The organism is Pseudomonas sp. HS6-2, assembly GCF_049325675.2.
Taxonomy (GTDB): domain Bacteria; phylum Pseudomonadota; class Gammaproteobacteria; order Pseudomonadales; family Pseudomonadaceae; genus Aquipseudomonas; species Aquipseudomonas putida_N.
The window spans coordinates 1,205,648-1,224,641 of the sequence record NZ_CM143906.1 but is presented as its reverse complement, the minus strand read 5'-3'; the positions used below and the strand labels follow the sequence as shown (position 1 = coordinate 1,224,641).

Here is an 18,994-nt window from a genome sequence, read left to right as displayed (position 1 = left end):
CATGGACACCCTGCCGTACGCACCGCTACTCGGCATTCTGGCACTGGCGCTACTGTGGTCGGCGTTGTTCACCGCCGTCGACGCCGCCCGCCTGCAACTCAATGGTTCGCTGCGCAATGGCGATGATGGCAAGCCGCCGCTGCCAGCCCAGGCCCTGGTGCTGTGCGCCAGCCTGGGCAAACTGTTGGTGCTGGGCCTGGCCTGCCTGATCGGCCAACGCCAGAGCGGCGAACACGGCTTCTGGCTGGCTGGCCTGGCCGCCGTAGCGGCCCTGCTGGTGTTCGCCGAATTCCTGCCGCGGCGCCTGGCCCGGCGCAACCCGCAGGCCTTCGTCAGCCTTGGCCTGAGCCTGCGCCCGTTTCCCCTCGCCCTGCTGCAACCCTTGGCGTGCCTGTTCGACGGCATCGCCAAGCTGATCCTGCGGCCGTTCCGCGTGCAGCCCACGGCGGTGGCCCTGCATACGCAGGAAGATGATGACTTCGACGTGGACGACGAACATGAAGTGCCACGCCACGGCCTGCTGGACGGCCTGCAGTCGCTGGACAAGATCACCGTCAACGACATCCTGGTGCCACGCAACGAGGTCGACGGCATCAACCTCGACGACCCCATCGAGCACATCATCGAGCAACTGATCGTCAGCCGGCACACGCGTCTGCCGGTGTACCACAACGACATCAATCAGGTTGAAGCGATCCTCAATACCAAGCTCATCAGCCACCTGCTGTCCAAGGCCGAGCTGACCCTGGAGCAATTGCAGGGTGCCTGCTACGAGCCCTACTTCGTGCCGGAAAGCACGCCCCTGCAGATGCAGCTGCTGAATTTCCACAAGCAACAGCGGCGCCTGGGCGTGGTGGTGGACGAGTATGGCGAGGTGCTGGGCATCGTCACCCTGGAAGACATCCTCGAAGAGATCGTCGGCGAATTCGAGGACGAACAGAGCCTGGACAACCCGCATGTACACCCACAGCCCGACGGTACCTTCGTCATCGAAGGCACCGCCTCGCTGCGCGAAATCAACCGCACCCTGGGCTGGCACCTGCCCTGCGACGGCGGCCCGAAAACCCTCAACGGGCTGGTCACCGAAGCCCTCGAAAGCATTCCAGAAAGCGCCGTTTGCCTGAAGATCGGCCGCTATCGCCTGGAAATCCTCGAAACAGAGGACAATTGCGCCAGCAAGGTACTGGTGTGGACCGTGACCCGATAGCTATACTCGGGTCACGCTTACCCAGCCCCGCCGTTCCGCCCGCTACCCGCACCCGGCGCCACACGGCCAGTCCGCTCCACTGACACGCCCCGCGGTCCTGGTTCAACACCCCGAACAGAGCCCGCTCCCACCCCTACCCTCCTGGGCTGGTGTCAGTCGCGCGAACACAACAACAATACGCTCCGGCGTCCGCCAAGCCGTGCCTGCCTTCAACGCCTGCACAGGCCGTGGACAATGCCATGGAGCGGACCAGACTGTTAGGGACCTACTAAATGACAACCAGCACCTATGCCGAGGCGCCTGCCGCGCCGGTCAACTCGCCAGCGCGGGTCGCCACTGCCAGCTTCATCGGCACCGCCATCGAGTTCTACGATTTCTACGTCTATGCCACCGCCGCCGCGCTGGTGATCGGCCCGGTGTTCTTCCCATCCGGGTCGGGCACCGCGCAGATGCTCGCGGCCTTCATCACCTTCGGCATCGCCTTCCTTGCCCGCCCCCTGGGCTCGGCACTGTTCGGCCACTTCGGCGACCGCATCGGGCGCAAGTCGACTCTGGTCGCCTCGCTGCTGCTGATGGGCGTTTCGACCACGCTGATTGGTGTGCTGCCAGGCTATGACAGCATCGGCGTGTGGGCACCGATCCTGCTCTGCCTGCTGCGCTTCGGCCAAGGCCTGGGCCTGGGTGGCGAATGGGGTGGCGCCGCGCTGCTGGCCACCGAGAACGCGCCGGAGGGCAAACGCGCCTGGTTCGGCATGTTCCCGCAACTTGGCCCGTCGATCGGTTTCCTCGCGGCCAACGGCCTGTTCCTGACCCTGGCCATGCTGCTCAGTGACGAGCAGTTCCGTGACTGGGGCTGGCGCATTCCGTTCCTGCTCAGTGCCGCGCTGGTAATGGTGGGGCTGTATGTGCGCCTGAAGCTTGAAGAAAGCCCGGTATTTGCCAAGGCAGTCGCCCGCCACGAACGCGTGAAGATGCCGGTGGTGGACCTGTTCGGCAAATACTGGATGCCAACCCTGCTGGGCGCAGCCGCCATGGTGGTGTGCTATGCGCTGTTCTATATCTCGACGGTGTTCTCGCTCAGCTACGGCGTGACCACGCTGGGGTACAGCCGTGAAACCTTCCTCGGCCTGCTGTGCTTCGCCGTGGTGTTCATGGCACTGGCCACGCCGCTGTCGGCCTGGCTCAGCGACCGTTACGGGCGCAAGCCGGTGCTGATCGTCGGCGGCCTGCTGGCCGTGGCGTCGGGCTTTACCATGGAGCCGCTGCTGACTTCAGGCTCGACTACGGGCGTGGCGCTGTTCCTGGCCATCGAGCTGTTCCTGATGGGCGTGACCTTCGCACCGATGGGGGCCCTGCTGCCTGAGCTGTTCCCGACTCACGTGCGCTACACCGGCGCTTCGGCGGCATACAACCTGGGCGGCATCGTCGGGGCCTCGGCGGCACCGTTCTTTGCCCAGAAGCTGGTGAGCATGGGTGGGTTGAGCTGGGTGGGGGGCTATGTGTCGGCGGCGGCGGTGATCAGCCTGATTGCCGTGCTGTGCCTGAAAGAAACCCGTAATACCGCGCTGTAAGCAACTGGGGCCGCTTTGCGGCCCATTCGCTGGACAAGCCCGCTCCTACAGGGATCGCATCTGCGTTGGCTTGCGCGGTCTCCTGCAGGAGCGGGCTTGCCCCGCGAATGGGCTGCGCAGCAGCCCCGTACGGTCTCGGATCAGAACTCGACCTTGACCGCCTGCGAAGCACGGGTCGCCTTCGCCCGCGCCGCTTCAACCGACTCATCACGCGCCAGGCACACGCCCATGCGGCGAGTACCGTTGATTTCCGGCTTGCCGAACAGGCGAATGGCGGTGTCCGGCTCGCTCAGGGCGGCGCCCAGGTTGGCGAAGCTGGTCTGCTGCGACTGGCCTTCCGGCAGGATCACCGCCGATGCCGATGGCCCGAACTGGCGTACCACCGGGATCGGCAGGCCGAGAATGGCGCGGGCGTGCAGGGCGAACTGCGACAGATCCTGGGAAATCAGGGTCACCAGGCCAGTGTCATGCGGGCGCGGCGAGACTTCGCTGAACCACACCTGGTCGCCCTTGACGAACAGTTCCACGCCAAACAAGCCACGACCACCCAATGCATCGGTGACAGCCTTGGCCACGCGCTGCGACTCGGCCAGAGCTTTCGCGCTCATCGCCTGTGGCTGCCAGGATTCCTGGTAGTCGCCCTTTTCCTGACGATGACCAACCGGTTCGAGGAAAGTGGTGCCGCCCACATGGCGAACGGTCAGCAGGGTGATTTCGTATTCGAAGTCGATGAAGCCCTCGATGATCACCCGCCCTTTGCCGGCACGGCCACCTTCCTGGGCGTAGTCCCACGACTTCTGCAGGTCGGCATCGCTGCGCAGCAGGCTCTGGCCCTTGCCCGAGGAGCTCATCACCGGCTTGACCACGCATGGGTAGCCGACATCGGCCACGGCCTTGGCGTAGTCCTCGAAGGTGTCGGCGAAGTGGTACGGCGAGGTTGGCAGATCCAGCTCCTCGGCGGCCAGGCGGCGGATACCTTCACGGTTCATGGTCAGCTGGGTGGCGCGGGCAGTCGGCACCACGTTGAAGCCTTCGTTCTCCAGCTCGACCAGAGTGGCGGTGGCGATGGCTTCGATTTCCGGCACGATGTAGTGCGGCTTTTCCGCTTCGATGATCGCCCGCAGGGCAACGCCATCGAGCATGTTGACCACGTGGCTGCGGTGCGCCACCTGCATCGCCGGGGCATTGGCGTAGCGGTCGACGGCGATCACCTCGACGCCCAGGCGCTGCAACTCGATCACCACTTCCTTGCCCAGTTCGCCACAGCCGCAGAGCAGTACACGGGTCGCGGTTGGCGACAATGGGGTTCCGATACGGGTCATTTCAGGTCCTCGAAGGCGTCCGGGGCCGCACCAGGCTTGGCACGGCCCGCTGAAAAAGGACCAGTATTCTACACCATCAACCCGCTACGGCGGCCCGCCGCGCACGAAATGCCATGGCCAGCCAGACGGCCGTGACACCGGCGAATTTCGAGGCCATGGCGCTGCCGATCACCGCCGGGGTGAGTGCGCCGATCATGCCGAAGAAGATGAAGGTATCCACCGGAATGCTCAGCGCCGAGCTCAGCCACAGGCGGTCGCGCAGCGGCCGACGGGTGATGCTGAACACCAGCCAGTCGATCAGCTCGGAGACGAAGAACGCGGTGGCGCTGGCCAGGGCGATGGCCGGCTCCGAGGTGGCGTACGACAGCACCAGGGCCAGCAGCATGGCGATCAGCGCGCCATGGCCGTAGCGGGTCTGCACCATGTCGCGCAGGATGAACACCAGGCCACCCCAGCAGGACCAGATGATGTCCAGCTGCGGGGCGCTGGAGAAGGCGTAGTTGATCAGCACTACGCTACTGATATAGGCAATGAGATAGAACATGGCGAGTGATCTGTGGGCAAGCCGCACAGATTACTTGATTTTGCGGTCAGTGCCCAATAATCAGCCCGGCTGCCACCGCCCGTTCATGGCAAAGCTTGAGCACCGCCCGGCGCTCGGTATTGTCCATCCGCCCCCAACGGCCGATCTCGGCCACGGTGCGCTGGCAGCCGGTACAGATATCCTGCTCGTCCAGCGCGCAGATGCTCACGCACGGCGAAGCCACCGGCCGCTCTACAGCAACTTCACTCATCGTCGACCACCAGCTCCCGCGCATACCGCTCGGCATTGTGTACATAGTGCGCAGCGCTGGCTTCGAGCATGCGCTTCTGCTGTTCGGTCAGCTCGCGCACCACCTTGCCCGGCGAACCCATCACCAGCGAGCCATCAGGAATTTCCTTGCCCTCCGGGATCAGCGCGTTGGCGCCGATGATGCAATGCTTGCCGATGCGCGCGCCGTTGAGAATGACGGCGTTGATGCCGATCAGGCTGTAATCGCCAACCGAGCAACCATGCAGCATGGCGTTGTGGCCGATGGTTACGCCCTTGCCCACGGACAGCGGCGAGCCCATGTCGGTGTGCATCACGGTACCGTCCTGGACGTTGCTGTCCTCGCCGATGTCGATCAGTTCGTTGTCGCCCCGCAGCACCGCACCGAACCACACGCTGGCACGGGCCTGCAGGCGCACTTTGCCAATCAGGGAGGCGTTGGGTGCGGCCCAGCTGGTGGGGTGGCATTCGACCCGATGGTCGCCCAGGCGGTATTTCATGTTCGCTCCTCAGAGGTTCACGCAGACGGCGGGGTGTGCCCCGCTCAGATTTCGATGTAGCGCTCGGGGGGGTGATGCAAGCTGATACCGGCGTCATACAACAGGTTGACCAGCTCGACGATCATGATCGCCGATAGCCCCCAGATCTTGTACTCGCCATAGCGATAGCTGGGCACGTACCAACTGCGGCCCTGATAATCGATACGGTGGGTGTGGTCACGCGGGTCCTGGCGGAAGAATTCCAGCGGCACGCTGAAGACTGCCGCGATTTCGGCATCGTTGGCGCGGTATTCGACGAAATCCGGGATCAAGCCGACGAACGGGGTCACTTTCAGGCCATGCAGGGAAATCAGCGGGCTGAGCGGGCCGATTACCTCGACCAGGCCGGGCGGCAGGCCGATTTCTTCCTCCGCCTCGCGCAGTGCAGTGAACACCAGGTCCGGGTCTTCCGGGTCGCGGCGACCGCCCGGAAAGGCGACTTCGCCACCGTGGGTCGACAGCCCCTTGGCACGCAGGGTCAATACCAGCTCGGGCGCTTCGCTGCGGGTAATGGGCAAAAGTACCGCCGCCTCGGGGAACCGTCGGTCGGTTTCCAGTGAAGCGGGTTGGTGGTTGCTCATACGGCGAAGTAGCTCGTCCAGCATTGCGCACTCTCGTTTCCAAGGCCTGCCTTGCATGATGCACCAAAGCCGCGAAGCACCCAAGCCCCGTGCGCTTGCGGCAACCCCGCGTGGCGCGCCAAGATAACCCGGTCAATAGGGAAGAACAGCATGAAATTTTGCAGCGCGTGCGGCCAGCCGGTCATTCAACGGATCCCCGAGGGCGACAGCCGCCTGCGGTTCATCTGCGAGCATTGCCAGACCATTCACTACCAGAACCCCAATATCGTCGCCGGGGTGCTGCCTATCTGGGGCAGCCAGGTGCTCCTGTGCCGACGTGCCATAGAGCCGCGCCGCAGCTTCTGGACGCTACCGGCAGGCTTCATGGAAAACGGCGAGACCCTCGACCAGGCCGCCCGTCGCGAAACGGTCGAGGAAGCCTGCGCCCGGGTCGGGGACATGGCCCTGTACCAGCTGTTCGACCTCCCGCACATCAACCAGGTGCATGTGTTCTTCCGTGCCGAGCTGGCGGACCTTGATTTCGCCGTCGGTGTCGAAAGCCTGGAGGTGCGATTGTTCGAGGAACACGAAATCCCGTGGGGCGAGCTGGCTTTCCGCACCGTCACTCGCACACTAGAATGCTATTATCGCGACCGCATCAGGCAGCACTACCCGATTGGCCATGAATACCTGCCGCCGATGAATGTTTCGCCCACCACTTAAGTTTGCAGGTACCGCTTCATGCGTTGGTTGTTCGCCCTTTTCTGCCTTTGCGTTACCACGGTGGCCCAGGCGGCCTTCACCGAAGTCATCATTCGCAAGCCGCAACCGCCCGCGCCGGTACAGTCGCAGTCCCAGGCCGCCATGCAGCCACTGATCGACAAGGTGCTGGTGATCAAGTCCGAGCGGCGCCTGCAACTGATCAGCCGCGGCGAGCCGCTGAAGACCTACCGCATCTCCCTGGGCAAGCAGCCTAAGGGCGCCAAGGAACGCGAAGGCGACAAGAAGACTCCAGAAGGCCTGTACTGGCTGGACTGGCGCAAGGAAAGCGACCGCTTCAACCTGGCCATGCACATCACCTACCCGAACATCAGCGACGCCGCCCGTGCCACCCGCGAAGGCTGGAGCGCCGGCAGCATGATCATGATCCACGGCACGCCGGTCGACGATAACTACCCCGAGTGGTACTTCCACACCCTCGACTGGACCGATGGCTGCATCGCCATGCGCAACCGCGACATGCAGGAAGTGTGGGACCTGGTCCGCGATGGCACCCTGATCGAGATTCGCCCTTGATAGTCCTACATTCAGATTGAGCTTGTAGGACCTTTCATACTTCAAATACACACCTGACCTACGCCCAGCTAGGGCCAGAGACTGCATCCAACCGAAGGCATGAATTTTTAGCATCCACGCAAACGAGTACGTAATCCGTACGCCAATTGCGAGGGTGCTTCATGCCATGCCAACTCTGTCACTCCGCCAACAGGCTGCTCGCCGGTTGCCTGGCTGGCCTGCTGATCTCCCACACCGTCCTGGCTGACGACCCCGCCAGCCTGCAACTGCGCGACCAGCAGCAATCCCTGCGGCATTTCGAACAGCAACAGCGGCTCAAGCGCTGGCAGCAGCAGCCTTTGCCCGAGCGTAATGAGCAAGCCCCCGCCCAGCCGGCCGACAGTCAGTGCTGGGCCGTGTCCGGCCTGCGCATCGTCGGTAACCGCCAACTTCCGGATCAGGCGCTCGAGCTCGCGCTGCGCGAGTGGCTATTGCCCTGCATGGGCATCGACGACATCAATAACCTGCTCCGGGGCATCACCCAGCGGTATGTCAGCGCGGGGTTTCCGACCAGCCGCCCCTACCTGCGCCAACAACCTCGGGACGGTGCGCCACTGGACATCGTCATCGTCGAAGGCTTTGTCGAATCCATCGAACTCACCAGCCCGGCATTGCCACTGTCGCTGAACGGCGCCTTCCCTGACGTACTGGGCCAACCGCTGTACCTGCCCGACCTCGAACAAGGGCTCGACCAACTCAATCGCCTGCGCGCCTATGAGCTGGGCATGGATCTGCTGCCCGGCGAACTGCAGGGCGGTACCCGGGTTGTGCTGCAACCACGCAAGATCGGCTCGCGCTGGCACCTGGACAGTCGCCTGGACAACCGCGGCAGTGAGCTGACCGGCCGCCACCGCCTGAACCTGGGCCTCGGCCTGGACAGCCCGCTGGGGCTCAATGACGACCTGCGCATGTCAGTGCTCTCCAGCGTGTTCCACGCACCCGGCCAGGTGCAAGGCATCACGTTGTACTACAGCGTCCCTTACGGCCCCTGGACCTTTGCCCTCAACGCCAGCCAACTGACCTACGACGCGCCGCTGCCGCACAGCCGGCAGACCAGCGACGGCAGCAGCAGCTACCAGGGCCTGAGCCTCGAGCGGGTGCTGTGGCGCAACCAGCAAGGCATGCTCAGCGCCAGCGCACGGCTGGACCGCAAGCAGCTGGTCAACCGCAGCGCCGGCGCCGTCGTCACTCAACAGAGCCCGACGCTCACCAGCGTCGAGGCCGGTATCAACCTGCTGTGGCTCCAGGGCGGGCTATGGAACGGCTATGTGGGCATTGCACAGGGTGTGGACTGGCTTGCCGCAGACCAGTTGCCATTGGGCAACGAACGCCTGCGCCCGGATTTTCGCAAGTACCGCGCCAGCCTGCTGCACCTGCGTCAGGGGCCGACGGGCACACCTTGGCGCTGGCAAAGCGAACTGGCCCTGCAGTACAGCGAACACGCTTTGCCCGCCGTCGAGCAATTACTGGTCAGCGACGACTCGACCGTACGTGGCTTTCGCCTGCGCACCTACTCCGGCGCCAGCGGCGCCGCCTGGCGCAACACCTTCAGCCAACCGCTAACGGCGAACTGGGCCCACCCCCTGCAGGTACGCCCTTACTTCGGCCTGGATGCAGGCTGGACCCGCTCAGCCGCTGGCAAACCCTCGCAACGCCTGGCAGGCGCAGCCGCCGGCATCGAACTGAGCCTGCCGAGTACCCGGCTACGCCTCGACTACCAACGCGCCCTCTACGCCAGCGACCTGCCCCGCTCATACCTTGAGCCTGGCTTCTGGGTACTGGAGTGCGCCCTGAGCATTTGATTCACCCACAACAAAGAGAACGAGAACATGCAGATACTCTCGCCGTTACCCTCTACCCGCCCGGATACCTTGCGCTGGGCCATCTTCCTCGCCCTGCTCGGCCCCTCCAGCGCCCTGGCGCAGGGCGGGCTGGAGGCGGCCAGCGGCCCGGCAGGCACACCTATCATCAACAACGACCATGGCGTACCGGTGATCGACATCGTCCCGCCCAACGCCAGTGGCCTGTCACATAACCAGTTCCTCGACTATAACGTCGCCCGCTCGGGGGTGGTGCTGAACAACGCCCTTCAGGAGGGCCAGTCGCAACTGGCGGGAGCATTGGCCGCCAACCCGCAGTTCCAGGGCCAGGCAGCATCGACCATTCTCAACGAGGTGATCAGCCGCAACGCCTCGCTGATCGAAGGCCCGCAGGAAATCTTCGGCCGGCCCGCCGACTACATCCTGGCCAACCCCAACGGCATCACCCTCAATGGTGGCAGCTTCATCAACACCACCCGCGCCGGGTTCGTGGTCGGCACACCTGAGTTGCAGGATGAACAGCTGCGCCAGTTCAACACGCTGAACGCCAGAGGCAGCTTGCAGGTGCTGCAGGGCGGCCAGGCCAATGCCGAGGGCGCGCTTGATCTGATTGCGCCCAAGGTGGATCAGCAAGGCTTGCTCATGGCCAAGGGTGACCTCAACTTGACCGTTGGCCGCAATCGCATCGCGCATGCCGATGGCCAGGTCCTCGAACACCTGCCGGGTACCCCGTCGAGCATCGACGCCAACCTGTTCGGCGCCATGCGCGCCGGGCGCATTCGCGTGGTGAGCACCGCCGAAGGCACGGGCGTACGCATGGGGTCGGTGGTGAAGGCCGACAACGGCATCGCCATTCACTCGGCCGGCTCATTGGAAGTCAGTGGCGAAGCCGACAACCCTGCCGAGCTGCACAGTGAACAGGGCACCCTGCTGCTAACCGCTGCCGATGACCTGACATTGAGCGCCACCGACGGCAAGGCCAAGCGCATCGAAGCCACGGCCGGCAAGAAACTCACCCTCGACGCCAAGACCCGCGAAAACATCAGCCACGACCGCGACAGCTGGAACAAGAAGTTCCTGTTCATCACCCGCGAAACGTACAGCCGTGAAAACACCACCACCGAGCGCCAGCAACGGGGTGTGAAGTTGCAGGGCAGCGACAGCATCACATTGCAGTCCGGCGCCGACATGCGCCTGGTCGCCGCCGAGGTGAAGGCAGGCGGTGACATGACCCTCGACAGCGGTGCCAACCTGGACATCGCGGCCGGCATCGACAGCAAGCAACTCAAAGAGCAGGTACGCCATCGCAAAGACCTCTGGCGCGGCGACAGCGATACCGACCAGTACACGGAAACCGCACGGCCCAGCACGCTGAGCGCCCAACGCATGACAGTCAACGCCAAAGACACACTCAAGGTCCAGGGCAGCACCCTGCATAGCCGCGGCGACATGGACATCAACGCCATGCAGGTCGAGGTCGGCACCACCGCCCTGCAGCAACGCAGCAACGACGGCAACTACCGAGGCGACCTGGTCTCCGGCACTTTCTTCGGCAATCGCAAGGGCAGCGACACCGAGGGCCAAAGCGTTGCCGGCAGCAGCGTCACTGCGGATGGCAAGCTGAATGTCCATGCCGACCAGGTCAGCATCAAGGGCAGCACCGTGCATGGTAAAGAGGATGCCGTGCTGTACAGCGAAAAAGGCGCGCTGGCGATTGAAGCGGACCATGGCAGTAGCCGTTCCACCGAGCGCACAAGCGACAGCAAACTGTTCGGCCTATTCGGCAGTGATCACGAGAGCACCACACGCCAGCAGCAGGTGCTGGTCAGCGATGTCAGCTCGTCCAGCAACCTGCGCCTGGCCAGTGCCGAAGAGCTGCGTATCCAGGGCGCCAAGGTCGAGGCCGGCGCGCACTTGCAGATCGAGGCCAAGGGCGACCTGCTGATCGGCAGCGCGCAAGCGGTCAACGAAAGCGAAAGCCGCGATCAGCAACGCCGATTGACTGCCAGTGCCCGGCAAACCCAGGTAGCCGAAGACGGTAAGCCGGAGTCACGCCAATATGCGGCTGGCGTGGCCTATGAAGTGGTTACCGGTAGCGAAAAGTTGCGCGACACCACGCAAGTCGCCAGCGAACTGAAGGGGGCTACGGTTGGCCTGAGCAGCGAGCGGCATCTGCAAGTCAACGGCTCCAAGGTCCAGGCGGGTGCGGGCGATCTCGATGTGAAGGCTAGGCAAGTGACGCTGGGCGCCACCCGCAATGAGCGCGAATCGACCACCAGCACAAGCCAGAATGGCGGCGGCTTGACCGTCACGGGTGGCATCGATCGCCTCGGCAGCCTGTTCGAAGGCCATCACAACAGCACCGTGGTGACCGAACGCGAGAGCAAGGCCCAACGCAGCCAACTGCAGGCCAGCGGCAACGTTAACCTCGATGCTGACGAACTGCTTACCGAGGCGGCACGTGTCACGGCCGGGGATACCCTCAAGGTCACCGCCAAGCGCATCGACAACCGTGCGGTTCTGGATACCCATGAGCGGGAAAAACTGCGCAACGAATGGTCCGGTAGCCTCGGCGCCAGCGTCGAGTACCGCGACCTGACCCGGCCGATCGAGCGGTTGGTGCTGGGTGAGGAAGCCGCGCGCTTCCAGCAGGCATCCCCCGAAGACGCCATGGTGGCCCCCAGCGTCGGTGCCGACATGACCGTCGAGCACCTCAAACGCCTGGAAAACCAGCGCCGTGGCATTGCCCAGGTGAGTGAGCTGTCGGGTGCGAAGGTCGAGGTCAAGGCCGACACGATCGACGATCAGGGTACCGGCTGGCGTGCCAATGCCGGCCAATTGCAGATCGAGGCCCAGCAGCACACGATGCGTGCCGCCGAACACACCGAGGAGGACAGCGTGCAACGTCTGGCCTTTGGTGGAGACCTGCGCATCGACACCAGCTCCGGCAGTGACCTGAATGCCCGCGGCGCGGGCAAGGGTGGCTCACTGGACAAGCAGACAATGGCCAGCACCGCAGTGCCCGGCAGCCTTTATGGGCAACAGGGCATTCAGGTCCAGCTGGGTAGCGATGGCCAATATGAAGGAACACGCATGGATGGCGGCGAAGGCGAAGTAGTCATCCACAGCGCTGGCAACCTGTCGCTGCCCCAGGCCAACGACCGCACCGAACAATTGACCCGTCAACTTGACGGCAACGCTTGGGCCAAGGTCGGCAACCGTCCCGGCAGCACCGGTTTCGATGGCCGTGGCTACCTTGACCAGGTGCAGCAGCAAACGGTGCAGACCAAGGCCCACGTGGCACAGATCGATGCCAAGGGTGAAGTGCGCCTGAGCAGCGCGGGCGATCTGTTGCTGGAAGGCACCCGTATCGGCAGCCGCGAAGCCAAGGTGGGCGATATTCGCCTGCACAGCGACGGCCGCCTGCAGGTCAAGGCAGGCAATGACACCCAGCAAGCCAGCGGCGGCAAACTTGGCGCAGGCCTGGAACTGGCAGCCAAGATGGGTGAGACAAAAGGCGGCGGCATTGGTGGCCACTTCAGCAATGGCACGCAGGATGAAAGCGCTCGCCAGGCCGTCGATGCCCAGTTCACCAGCGCCGGCAAGCTGACCCTCAGCAGCGCTGCTCGCGAGGACATTGCCTTGCACCTGGAGGGCCTGCAGGCCTCCACCGAGCAGATCGGGCTCAACGCGTCCAGCGGCGGCATGCTGATCGAGGCCTCCTCCAATCAGGAGCAGCGCAACAATCTGGACATCACCGCCGGTGCCGGTTTCAACATGACCGCAGGCACCACCGACACCCGTGGCCTGCATGGCCGGGCGAAGGTCGAGCTGGACAAGCGCGACAACCAGACCTGGAACGCCAGCAACCTGCGCGCCGAAACCATCGACCTGCAAAGCCGTGGTGATACCCGCATCGAAGGCGCCAGTCTCGAAGCCCGGCGCATCACCGGCGACGTAGATGGCGACCTGCGCATCGCCAGCCGCAAGGACAGCGTCGATACGCTGACGGTGAAAGGCGACGCACGCCTGAGCCAGGAGAAGAACCCGCAGGGTTACCTCAACGCCGCCACCTCGCTGGCTGGACCACTGGGTGGCAAGGTCAAGGACAAGGCCGGGTCGGCCTTGAGCAAGGCCGACCCGGGCTTCTCGCCAACCTTGAGCCTTGATGTGTCCCACGTGCAGCGCGACAGCGTGGGCCAACAGGCGGTGCTCAAGGGCAGTGACGGTGTCCAGCTGAAGGTAGGCGGTGATGCCCAGCTGGTCGGCGCCCGCCTGCAGTCGGCCAAGGGCGCGGTCGCGCTCGATGCCAGCTCGGTGAGCCGGGAAACCCTGAGTGGCAACGACTACCGTCGGGATGTGTCGGTCGATGCCTCCAACTCGCCGGTGGACCTGGGTACGGCGATTGCCGAGATGGCCAAGGGCAAAGGCGCGGCGGATGGCGAGAATGCGCTGGACCTGGGGTTGCTGAGGACCAGTGGGCATAACCGGAGTGAGCAGTGGGTTTCGAGTGTGCAAGGTAAAATGGAATAACGGGTGAAGCGCAAAAGTGCCTGGTTTGAGATGTTCAGCGCCTGTGAGATCGAGCGCCGCGCGGGCGGCGCTCGATCTCACAGGCGCTGGGAGTGGCATGGCACATATGGTAGCTCTGACCCAATCCTCCACCCTACCAGCGCACCTCCCGCTGCCCCGCCAGCACCTGCGGACCCAGCCATTGTGCGCTCCGCAGCAACGGAGTCAGCGCAGCCTCATTCTGCAGATTGAAAGCCACCCGCGCCTTGCGCGCCAGAAGGTCCGCTTCAAGCCTCAACTCATGTTGCCCCGGCTGCGCCAGCTGGCCGCGCAAGCGCCAGCCATTCCGGCAATCCATTTCCACCCACCCCTGCCCCAACCCCAGCGACCACGGTTCACTCAACGCCAGGTCGTTCACACTCACCCGCCCCTCGCTGCTTCGACACTGGCGCCCCGAACCCTGCATGCGCAGCGCCCCATGCCACTGCCCGGCCAGGCGGTATTCCGTCAGTGCCGTCGCCTGGGCAGCCAACGCCGTCGCTTCCAGCTGCCAGCGCCATGGCCAACCTTCGGTGCGCAATTGCCAGGACTGCCCCTGGAAACCGAGCCGCGCATCAGCCTGCATGCGCCATGGCTGCAAAGCCCAACGCACCGGCCCGACCGGCCCCAGTTGCTGTGCCTTGCCCTGCCACAGGCTACCGCTGACACCGCGTGCCGACAGACCAACGCCACGTGCCACCCAGGTAGCCGGCAACTCCATCAGCAGGGTGAACGTGAACACCAACCCGCACCACAGCAGCCCGCGACGGCTCATGGCTGCATCACCAGTTCGAATCTTAGACCCTTGGCATCCTGCTCAAGCCCCCACTGCAATAGCTGGGCCTCTTCCGCACGCAAGCTCTGCAACCAGCCCTGCAGCACGCGCTCATCCGCAACCAGCCCCCGCAGCTGCCAGCTTTTGCCTTGCACCTCGACATCAGCCAATTCGATCCGCCGCGCCTGAGCAGACTGGCGCAGGCGCTCCAGGCTTACGCCGGGGCCACCCTGCAAGCTTGCGGCCTGCGCTGCCAGCTCACGCCATTGGCTGAGCTCACGCCATTGCGCCAGCCCTTCGCGCACGGCCAGGAAGGCCAGCAGCACACCGATCAGCCCCCCTGCAAACCACAGCCGATGACGCTGCATCCACTCCCGATTCATGAGGCCACTCCCAGGTCGAACACCACCTGCCCGTTCTGTACCTGCACGGCAGCACCGACAGCACTGGCCATCTCGGTCCAAGGCGGTGCGGCGCCCTCACCGTCCAGGCGCAGGTGCCAGCGCTGGCCATCGAAACGCACGGCTTGAAGGCGCCAGGCGGGATGCTCACTCAGCCAGGCTTGCAGGCGTGCCTGCAGGTCTTCGAGCTGACGCTCGCGCAATTGCTGTTGCAGTCCGCTTTCCCGCAGACGTTTCAGGGCATGCGCCGCGTGCCGGGGGCTGGCCTGTTCGCCGGTGACCGTCAACACCTGCGCGCGCCAGGTCTGTACCTGGCGCCATTGCTGGCTCAGCCACAGGCCGCCCCAGACGGTGGCCAACGCCAGGCAAGCCGCAAGCAGGCGCTGCTGCTGCCGCGACACGCCCGGCAGCGAGCGCACCTGACGGGGGCACTCGAGCAAGCTGGGCAGGTTGTCGAGTGGAGCCAACGAGACTGGCCAGGTACCGATCATCAATTGCTCATGCAGGCCAGACCACGGTTGCTGCGGCAACTCGCCCAACGCAGTGGGCCAGGCCAACCAGTGTTCAAGCCCGCCCTCGCCCAGCCCTTTGCACAGCAATACCTCCGGCGTGCGCTGCCAGTGCCAGGCACTGCCCGGCTCGGGTGTCGGCAGCAACTGGAACTCGGCCCAGCAGCACTCCACCTGCAGCCCCCATTCAGCACATTGCTCACGCCACGGCACCAGCAACTGCCGCTCTACCGTCATCAGGCGCAATTGCCCCGCCTCACGTGACAGGCAGGCACACAGGATCTCATCCGGGTTCTGCAGCAACCGGTCCTCCAGCAATAGCGGCCACTCGTCGCGCTTCAAGCCCGGCGGCGCTGCCAGTTGAAACTGGCTGCAGCATTCCCCGGGGACGATCAGCGCCACCCGTGCCTGCAGGTTCGCCGGAGGCTCCCCCTGCCCTTGGCGTTGCGCGCCACCCGCCTCGACCAGCAACCAGTCCCAGACCTCACCCGGGCGCAACAACAACCAGGGTCGAACTGGCGCAGTTCGGCGCCATTCAAACTTCATGAACGCCCCCAGGGGAGAACAAAAGTGCAGACATACGGTGCTCCATCACGCTGCAATTCCAGGCGCACGCCTCGACCGGGATGCGCAGGTTGGTCGGAGGGCCAGGGCAACCAGCGGCCACCCTGGTGGTAAAGAATGTTGATTGCGCTGACCCGCGGCAGCTGTTCGCGCAGCACCCAGCGCGGCTCGCTGACGGCGTACAGGTCCGCCGAAGTTTCCAGCAGCAGGCACTGGTCACGCGCATCGAAGCGCAGGCGCTGGCGTTGCAGGCGCGAACCGCCCTCGGCCTCGGGCAAGGCGGCGGCGGCCACCCACAGCAACTGCTGGCGGTCGGCCTGCCAGTCGAGCCAGCGGCTGGCCAGAGGCAAGCGCTGTTCGTACAAGCGACGCAGCACCGGGCTGTCGAAGCGCCGCTCCAGGGCCAGGCAGAACTCCAGCACGCTGGTTTCCTGGGTGTTCACCTGCAGCCGCTCACGCACTTTGAGCCAGCCATTTACCAGCGCTGACAACATCACCCCGAGCAGCGCGGTCAGGGCCAAAGCCACCATCAGTTCGATCAGGGTCAAACCTGCCTGGCGCCGCTTCATGGCTGCTCCAGAAAAACGGTGTATTGCCCAAGTGGCAGGCGCTGGTCGCGGTCGGCGTACAACTGCAATTCGCCACGACGCAGGTCGCGTAAACCGGTACGGCGCAACTGCATCTGCCAGTGGCAGGCCTGGCCACCCTGGCTGAGCACACCCTCCACCTGGTTGCTGGCCGGCCAATATTGCTCGACGGTGAAGCGCGCCTGCAGCTCGCGAGCGCAAAGCACGCCCAAACGATGCTGCTGCACGTTGTCCTGCACCGCCAGGCGCTGGCGCAGCACCTGGCTGGTGATGACCGCCAGCACGGCGGCTATCGCCAGGGCCACGGTCACTTCCAGCAAGGTGAACCCGCGCTGTCTGCGCTTCATGGCGCCATCGCCACGCGCAACTGGCCGTCACGGCCCCACTCCCAGCGCTGGCTGCCGTCTGCCCAGCGCCAGTGCACCGAGCCTGGTTGCGCCCAGCCCTGCGGCGTGAACAGCACACGCGGCTGGGCGCTGGACGGCCAGTCCGGGCGCAGGCCCTTTGGCCAGTCAGCCGGGGCGCCGGCCTCGATCACCCAGCGGTCACCTTCACGGCGCACGAACTCAGGCCGCTGGCCAGTCCAGCGCAATCCGCGCAGCTGCCCGGCGTGCCGAGCCAGCGCGGCCTGGGTGCGGGTTTCCGTGGCCAGGCGCTGCAGTGCCTGATCGACACTGGACTTGCCGCTGTCGAGCCAGGCCACCGCCAAGCCAGTCATGAGCCCGGCGATGGCCAGTACCACGAGCAATTCGAGCAGGCTGAAGCCGCGCTGGCCACGCATGCTCTAGAGGGCCCAGTTGCCCAGGTCGGCATCCTGGCCTTCGCCTCCTGGCACGCCATCGGCCCCCAGCGAATAGACATCGACCCGCCCATGCTCACCGGGCATGCGGTACTGGTACGGGGTGCCCCACGGATCTTCCGGCAGGCGGCGTACGTAGCCGTCGCTGCGCCAGCTGCGTGGCAGCGGTTCCTGGGCCGGCTTTTTCACTAACGCGGCCAGGCCCTGTTCGTTGCTGGGGAAGCGCAGGTTGTCCAGGCGGTACATGTCCAGCGCCTGCTCCAGGGTCGCCAGGTCGGCCATGACCTTCTGCTTCATGGCCTTGTCCTGGTTGCCCAGCACGCTGGGCGCGACCACGGCAATCAGCAGGCCGATGATGAAGATCACCACCATGATTTCCATCAGGGTGAAACCGCGCTGGTGGTTGCGTCGATGCTGCATGGAAGTGCTCCTTGGGTTCACAGTTGCAGGCCCTGGTTGAGTTGCATGATCGGTAACAGCACCGCCAGCACGATGAACAGCACCACGGCGCCCATCACCAGGATCATCAGGGGTTCGAAAAGCGCCATGGCGGTGTCCACCTGGCGGGCGAAGCCGCGCTCCTGGTCGTCGGCCACGCGTTCGAGCATGTCGGCCAGGGTGCCGCTGGCCTCGCCACTGCCGACCATGTTCACCAGCAACGGCGGGAACTGTAGGCTGGCGTCCAGGGCGCGGTGCAGGCTGGTGCCGCCCTGTACCTGCTGGCGCACCTGCTCCATGGCCAGGCGGATGCGCCGGTTGCCGACCGTTTCGGTGGCCACCTGCAGGGCTTCGAGCAGGGCCACGCCACTGCTGGTGAGAATTGCCAGGCTGCGCGCCAGGCGGGCGCTTTCCAGTACCTGCAGCAGCACGCCGATACGCGGCAGGCGCAGCAGCAGTTCATCGCGGCGCAGGCACCAGTGCGGCTTGCGCAGCAGCCAACTGCCCAACAGGCCGGCGATCAGCGCCAAGCCCAGCAGCGAGGGGCCGGCCTGCACCAGGCCCTGGCTCAGGCCAATCAACAGCGAGGTGATCAGCGGCAGGCTCTGCCCGGCGTGGGCGAATTGTTCGGTGAGCTTGGGCACGACGAAGGTCATCAGGCCAACCACCACTGCCAGCGACACGCCCATCAGCACGCAGGGGTAGATCAGTGCGGTGCGCGCCTTGTGCTGCTGGCGCTGCACCTGTTCGAGGTGATCGGCCAGGCGGGTCAGCACCTGGGCCAGGCGCCCGGAACGCTCGCCAGCCTCGACCAGTGCGCAGTACAAACCAGTGAAGGGCGCCCCTTGGCGGGCGAGGCTGCGGGCCAGCCCCAGGCCTTCGGCAAGCGAGCCGCGCAGGGCTACCAGCACGCCATGCAGGGCCGGCTCGCGCAGTTGCCGTTCGAGCGTGGCCAAGGCATCTACCAGGGGGATGCCTGCACCGGTCAGAGTCGCCAACTGACGAGTCAGCTCGCACAGCTGCGCACGGCTCAGGCGCTGACGGCGCGGTTGCCGGCTGCCGGTTTCATGGCGCTGCAGCTGGCGCGGGAACAGGCCCTGCTCGCGCAGCAACTGGCGCGCATGGCGTTCGCTGTCGGCCTGCAGGCTGGCCTTGTGGGTCTTGCCGGCGAGATCGACGGCCTGATAGCGGAAAGTCGGCATCGG

At 65.0% G+C, this 18,994-nt stretch carries 18 protein-coding genes and 1 pseudogene; 6 read left to right on the top strand and 13 right to left on the bottom strand.

Annotated elements, in window-relative coordinates; translation table 11 throughout:
• The first annotated feature begins 1 nt into the window (after position 1).
• A complete protein-coding gene (locus ACOKS3_RS05620; protein WP_422763489.1) occupies positions 2 to 1,207 on the top strand; it encodes a transporter associated domain-containing protein in 1,206 nt (401 codons plus the stop codon).
• A 272-nt stretch (positions 1,208 to 1,479) separates the two neighbouring features.
• Positions 1,480 to 2,778, top strand: a complete 1,299-nt coding sequence (locus tag ACOKS3_RS05615; RefSeq protein ID WP_103445465.1) for an MFS transporter — start codon at positions 1,480 to 1,482, stop codon at positions 2,776 to 2,778.
• Positions 2,779 to 2,918: 140 nt separating this feature from the next.
• Here the strand turns inward: ACOKS3_RS05615 and purT are convergent, their stop codons facing one another.
• The 5 genes from purT to ACOKS3_RS05590 all read right to left on the bottom strand — a co-directional run bounded on the left by purT (position 2,919) and on the right by ACOKS3_RS05590 (position 6,055).
• A complete protein-coding gene (gene purT, locus ACOKS3_RS05610; RefSeq protein ID WP_103445466.1) occupies positions 2,919 to 4,100 on the bottom strand; it encodes a formate-dependent phosphoribosylglycinamide formyltransferase in 1,182 nt (393 codons plus the stop codon).
• A 76-nt stretch (positions 4,101 to 4,176) separates the two neighbouring features.
• Positions 4,177 to 4,644, bottom strand: coding sequence for a 7-cyano-7-deazaguanine/7-aminomethyl-7-deazaguanine transporter (locus ACOKS3_RS05605; protein WP_103445467.1), 468 nt, complete (start codon positions 4,642 to 4,644; stop codon positions 4,177 to 4,179).
• A gap of 46 nt (positions 4,645 to 4,690) precedes the next feature.
• A complete protein-coding gene (locus ACOKS3_RS05600) occupies positions 4,691 to 4,894 on the bottom strand; it encodes a DUF1289 domain-containing protein (RefSeq protein WP_103445468.1) in 204 nt (67 codons plus the stop codon).
• Positions 4,887 to 5,411, bottom strand: a complete 525-nt coding sequence (locus tag ACOKS3_RS05595) for a gamma carbonic anhydrase family protein (protein WP_103445469.1) — start codon at positions 5,409 to 5,411, stop codon at positions 4,887 to 4,889. The genes ACOKS3_RS05600 and ACOKS3_RS05595 overlap by 8 nt, the downstream gene beginning before the upstream one ends.
• Positions 5,412 to 5,455: 44 nt before the next feature.
• Positions 5,456 to 6,055: a CoA pyrophosphatase gene (locus ACOKS3_RS05590; RefSeq protein ID WP_103445470.1), complete on the bottom strand. Its 600-nt coding sequence runs from the start codon at positions 6,053 to 6,055 to the stop codon at positions 5,456 to 5,458.
• 126 nt (positions 6,056 to 6,181) lie between these two features.
• Here ACOKS3_RS05590 and ACOKS3_RS05585 point away from each other — a divergent pair, with 126 nt between their 5' ends.
• The 4 genes and pseudogenes from ACOKS3_RS05585 to ACOKS3_RS05570 all read left to right on the top strand — a co-directional run bounded on the left by ACOKS3_RS05585 (position 6,182) and on the right by ACOKS3_RS05570 (position 13,698).
• Entirely contained in the window at positions 6,182 to 6,733 is a 552-nt protein-coding gene (locus tag ACOKS3_RS05585) for an NUDIX hydrolase (protein ID WP_103445471.1), read from the top strand.
• A 153-nt stretch (positions 6,734 to 6,886) separates the two neighbouring features.
• Positions 6,887 to 7,306, top strand: a pseudogene (locus tag ACOKS3_RS05580) (L,D-transpeptidase family protein); the annotation flags it as partial.
• A 161-nt stretch (positions 7,307 to 7,467) separates the two neighbouring features.
• Positions 7,468 to 9,147, top strand: coding sequence for a ShlB/FhaC/HecB family hemolysin secretion/activation protein (locus ACOKS3_RS05575; RefSeq protein WP_422763490.1), 1,680 nt, complete (start codon positions 7,468 to 7,470; stop codon positions 9,145 to 9,147).
• Between the two features lie 27 nt (positions 9,148 to 9,174).
• Positions 9,175 to 13,698 carry a hemagglutinin repeat-containing protein gene (locus tag ACOKS3_RS05570; protein ID WP_422763491.1) on the top strand — a complete coding sequence of 1,508 codons (4,524 nt, stop codon included), beginning with the start codon at positions 9,175 to 9,177 and terminating at the stop codon, positions 13,696 to 13,698.
• A 133-nt stretch (positions 13,699 to 13,831) separates the two neighbouring features.
• Here ACOKS3_RS05570 and gspN read toward each other — a convergent pair whose 3' ends face one another.
• The 8 genes from gspN to gspF are packed head-to-tail and all read right to left on the bottom strand — an operon-like array spanning position 13,832 to position 18,991.
• Positions 13,832 to 14,491: a type II secretion system protein N gene (gene gspN, locus ACOKS3_RS05565; RefSeq protein ID WP_103445475.1), complete on the bottom strand. Its 660-nt coding sequence runs from the start codon at positions 14,489 to 14,491 to the stop codon at positions 13,832 to 13,834.
• Positions 14,488 to 14,874 (bottom strand): type II secretion system protein GspM, encoded by a 387-nt coding sequence (gspM, locus tag ACOKS3_RS05560; protein WP_103445476.1) that lies wholly within the window; start codon positions 14,872 to 14,874, stop codon positions 14,488 to 14,490. The genes gspN and gspM overlap by 4 nt, the downstream gene beginning before the upstream one ends.
• Complete coding sequence (locus ACOKS3_RS05555) at positions 14,871 to 15,947, bottom strand: GspL/Epsl periplasmic domain-containing protein (RefSeq protein WP_103445477.1); 1,077 nt, start codon at positions 15,945 to 15,947, stop codon at positions 14,871 to 14,873. Before ACOKS3_RS05555 ends, gspM begins: the two co-directional genes overlap by 4 nt.
• Positions 15,944 to 16,534 (bottom strand): PulJ/GspJ family protein, encoded by a 591-nt coding sequence (locus ACOKS3_RS05550; RefSeq protein WP_103445478.1) that lies wholly within the window; start codon positions 16,532 to 16,534, stop codon positions 15,944 to 15,946. The genes ACOKS3_RS05555 and ACOKS3_RS05550 overlap by 4 nt, the downstream gene beginning before the upstream one ends.
• Positions 16,531 to 16,899 (bottom strand): type II secretion system protein GspI, encoded by a 369-nt coding sequence (locus tag ACOKS3_RS05545; protein ID WP_103445479.1) that lies wholly within the window; start codon positions 16,897 to 16,899, stop codon positions 16,531 to 16,533. The genes ACOKS3_RS05550 and ACOKS3_RS05545 overlap by 4 nt, the downstream gene beginning before the upstream one ends.
• Entirely contained in the window at positions 16,896 to 17,333 is a 438-nt protein-coding gene (gspH, locus tag ACOKS3_RS05540; RefSeq protein ID WP_103445480.1) for a type II secretion system minor pseudopilin GspH, read from the bottom strand. The genes ACOKS3_RS05545 and gspH overlap by 4 nt, the downstream gene beginning before the upstream one ends.
• Before the next feature lie 3 nt (positions 17,334 to 17,336).
• Positions 17,337 to 17,771, bottom strand: a complete 435-nt coding sequence (gspG, locus tag ACOKS3_RS05535; RefSeq protein WP_103445481.1) for a type II secretion system major pseudopilin GspG — start codon at positions 17,769 to 17,771, stop codon at positions 17,337 to 17,339.
• 17 nt (positions 17,772 to 17,788) lie between these two features.
• The gene (gspF, locus tag ACOKS3_RS05530) at positions 17,789 to 18,991 is read right to left on the bottom strand and encodes a type II secretion system inner membrane protein GspF (RefSeq protein WP_422763492.1); all 1,203 of its coding nucleotides are present in this window, start codon (positions 18,989 to 18,991) and stop codon (positions 17,789 to 17,791) included.
• Between the last annotated feature and the right edge of the window lie 3 nt (positions 18,992 to 18,994).

What these genes read in the sequence shown, in the direction of transcription:
- gspN (WP_103445475.1), bottom strand. Translation starts at nt 14,491, where the DNA reads ATGAGCCGTCGCGGGCTGCTGTGGTGCGGGTTGGTGTTCACGTTCACC.
- ACOKS3_RS05590 (WP_103445470.1), bottom strand. Translation starts at nt 6,055, where the DNA reads ATGCTGGACGAGCTACTTCGCCGTATGAGCAACCACCAACCCGCTTCA.
- ACOKS3_RS05550 (WP_103445478.1), bottom strand. Translation starts at nt 16,534, where the DNA reads ATGAAGCGGCGCCAGGCAGGTTTGACCCTGATCGAACTGATGGTGGCT.
- ACOKS3_RS05595 (WP_103445469.1), bottom strand. Translation starts at nt 5,411, where the DNA reads ATGAAATACCGCCTGGGCGACCATCGGGTCGAATGCCACCCCACCAGC.
- ACOKS3_RS05555 (WP_103445477.1), bottom strand. Translation starts at nt 15,947, where the DNA reads ATGAAGTTTGAATGGCGCCGAACTGCGCCAGTTCGACCCTGGTTGTTG.
- ACOKS3_RS05570 (WP_422763491.1), top strand. Translation starts at nt 9,175, where the DNA reads ATGCAGATACTCTCGCCGTTACCCTCTACCCGCCCGGATACCTTGCGC.
- ACOKS3_RS05605 (WP_103445467.1), bottom strand. Translation starts at nt 4,644, where the DNA reads ATGTTCTATCTCATTGCCTATATCAGTAGCGTAGTGCTGATCAACTAC.
- ACOKS3_RS05585 (WP_103445471.1), top strand. Translation starts at nt 6,182, where the DNA reads ATGAAATTTTGCAGCGCGTGCGGCCAGCCGGTCATTCAACGGATCCCC.
- ACOKS3_RS05575 (WP_422763490.1), top strand. Translation starts at nt 7,468, where the DNA reads ATGCCATGCCAACTCTGTCACTCCGCCAACAGGCTGCTCGCCGGTTGC.
- ACOKS3_RS05600 (WP_103445468.1), bottom strand. Translation starts at nt 4,894, where the DNA reads ATGAGTGAAGTTGCTGTAGAGCGGCCGGTGGCTTCGCCGTGCGTGAGC.
- ACOKS3_RS05620 (WP_422763489.1), top strand. Translation starts at nt 2, where the DNA reads ATGGACACCCTGCCGTACGCACCGCTACTCGGCATTCTGGCACTGGCG.
- gspG (WP_103445481.1), bottom strand. Translation starts at nt 17,771, where the DNA reads ATGCAGCATCGACGCAACCACCAGCGCGGTTTCACCCTGATGGAAATC.
- gspF (WP_422763492.1), bottom strand. Translation starts at nt 18,991, where the DNA reads ATGCCGACTTTCCGCTATCAGGCCGTCGATCTCGCCGGCAAGACCCAC.
- gspM (WP_103445476.1), bottom strand. Translation starts at nt 14,874, where the DNA reads ATGAATCGGGAGTGGATGCAGCGTCATCGGCTGTGGTTTGCAGGGGGG.
- gspH (WP_103445480.1), bottom strand. Translation starts at nt 17,333, where the DNA reads ATGCGTGGCCAGCGCGGCTTCAGCCTGCTCGAATTGCTCGTGGTACTG.
- ACOKS3_RS05615 (WP_103445465.1), top strand. Translation starts at nt 1,480, where the DNA reads ATGACAACCAGCACCTATGCCGAGGCGCCTGCCGCGCCGGTCAACTCG.
- ACOKS3_RS05545 (WP_103445479.1), bottom strand. Translation starts at nt 16,899, where the DNA reads ATGAAGCGCAGACAGCGCGGGTTCACCTTGCTGGAAGTGACCGTGGCC.
- purT (WP_103445466.1), bottom strand. Translation starts at nt 4,100, where the DNA reads ATGACCCGTATCGGAACCCCATTGTCGCCAACCGCGACCCGTGTACTG.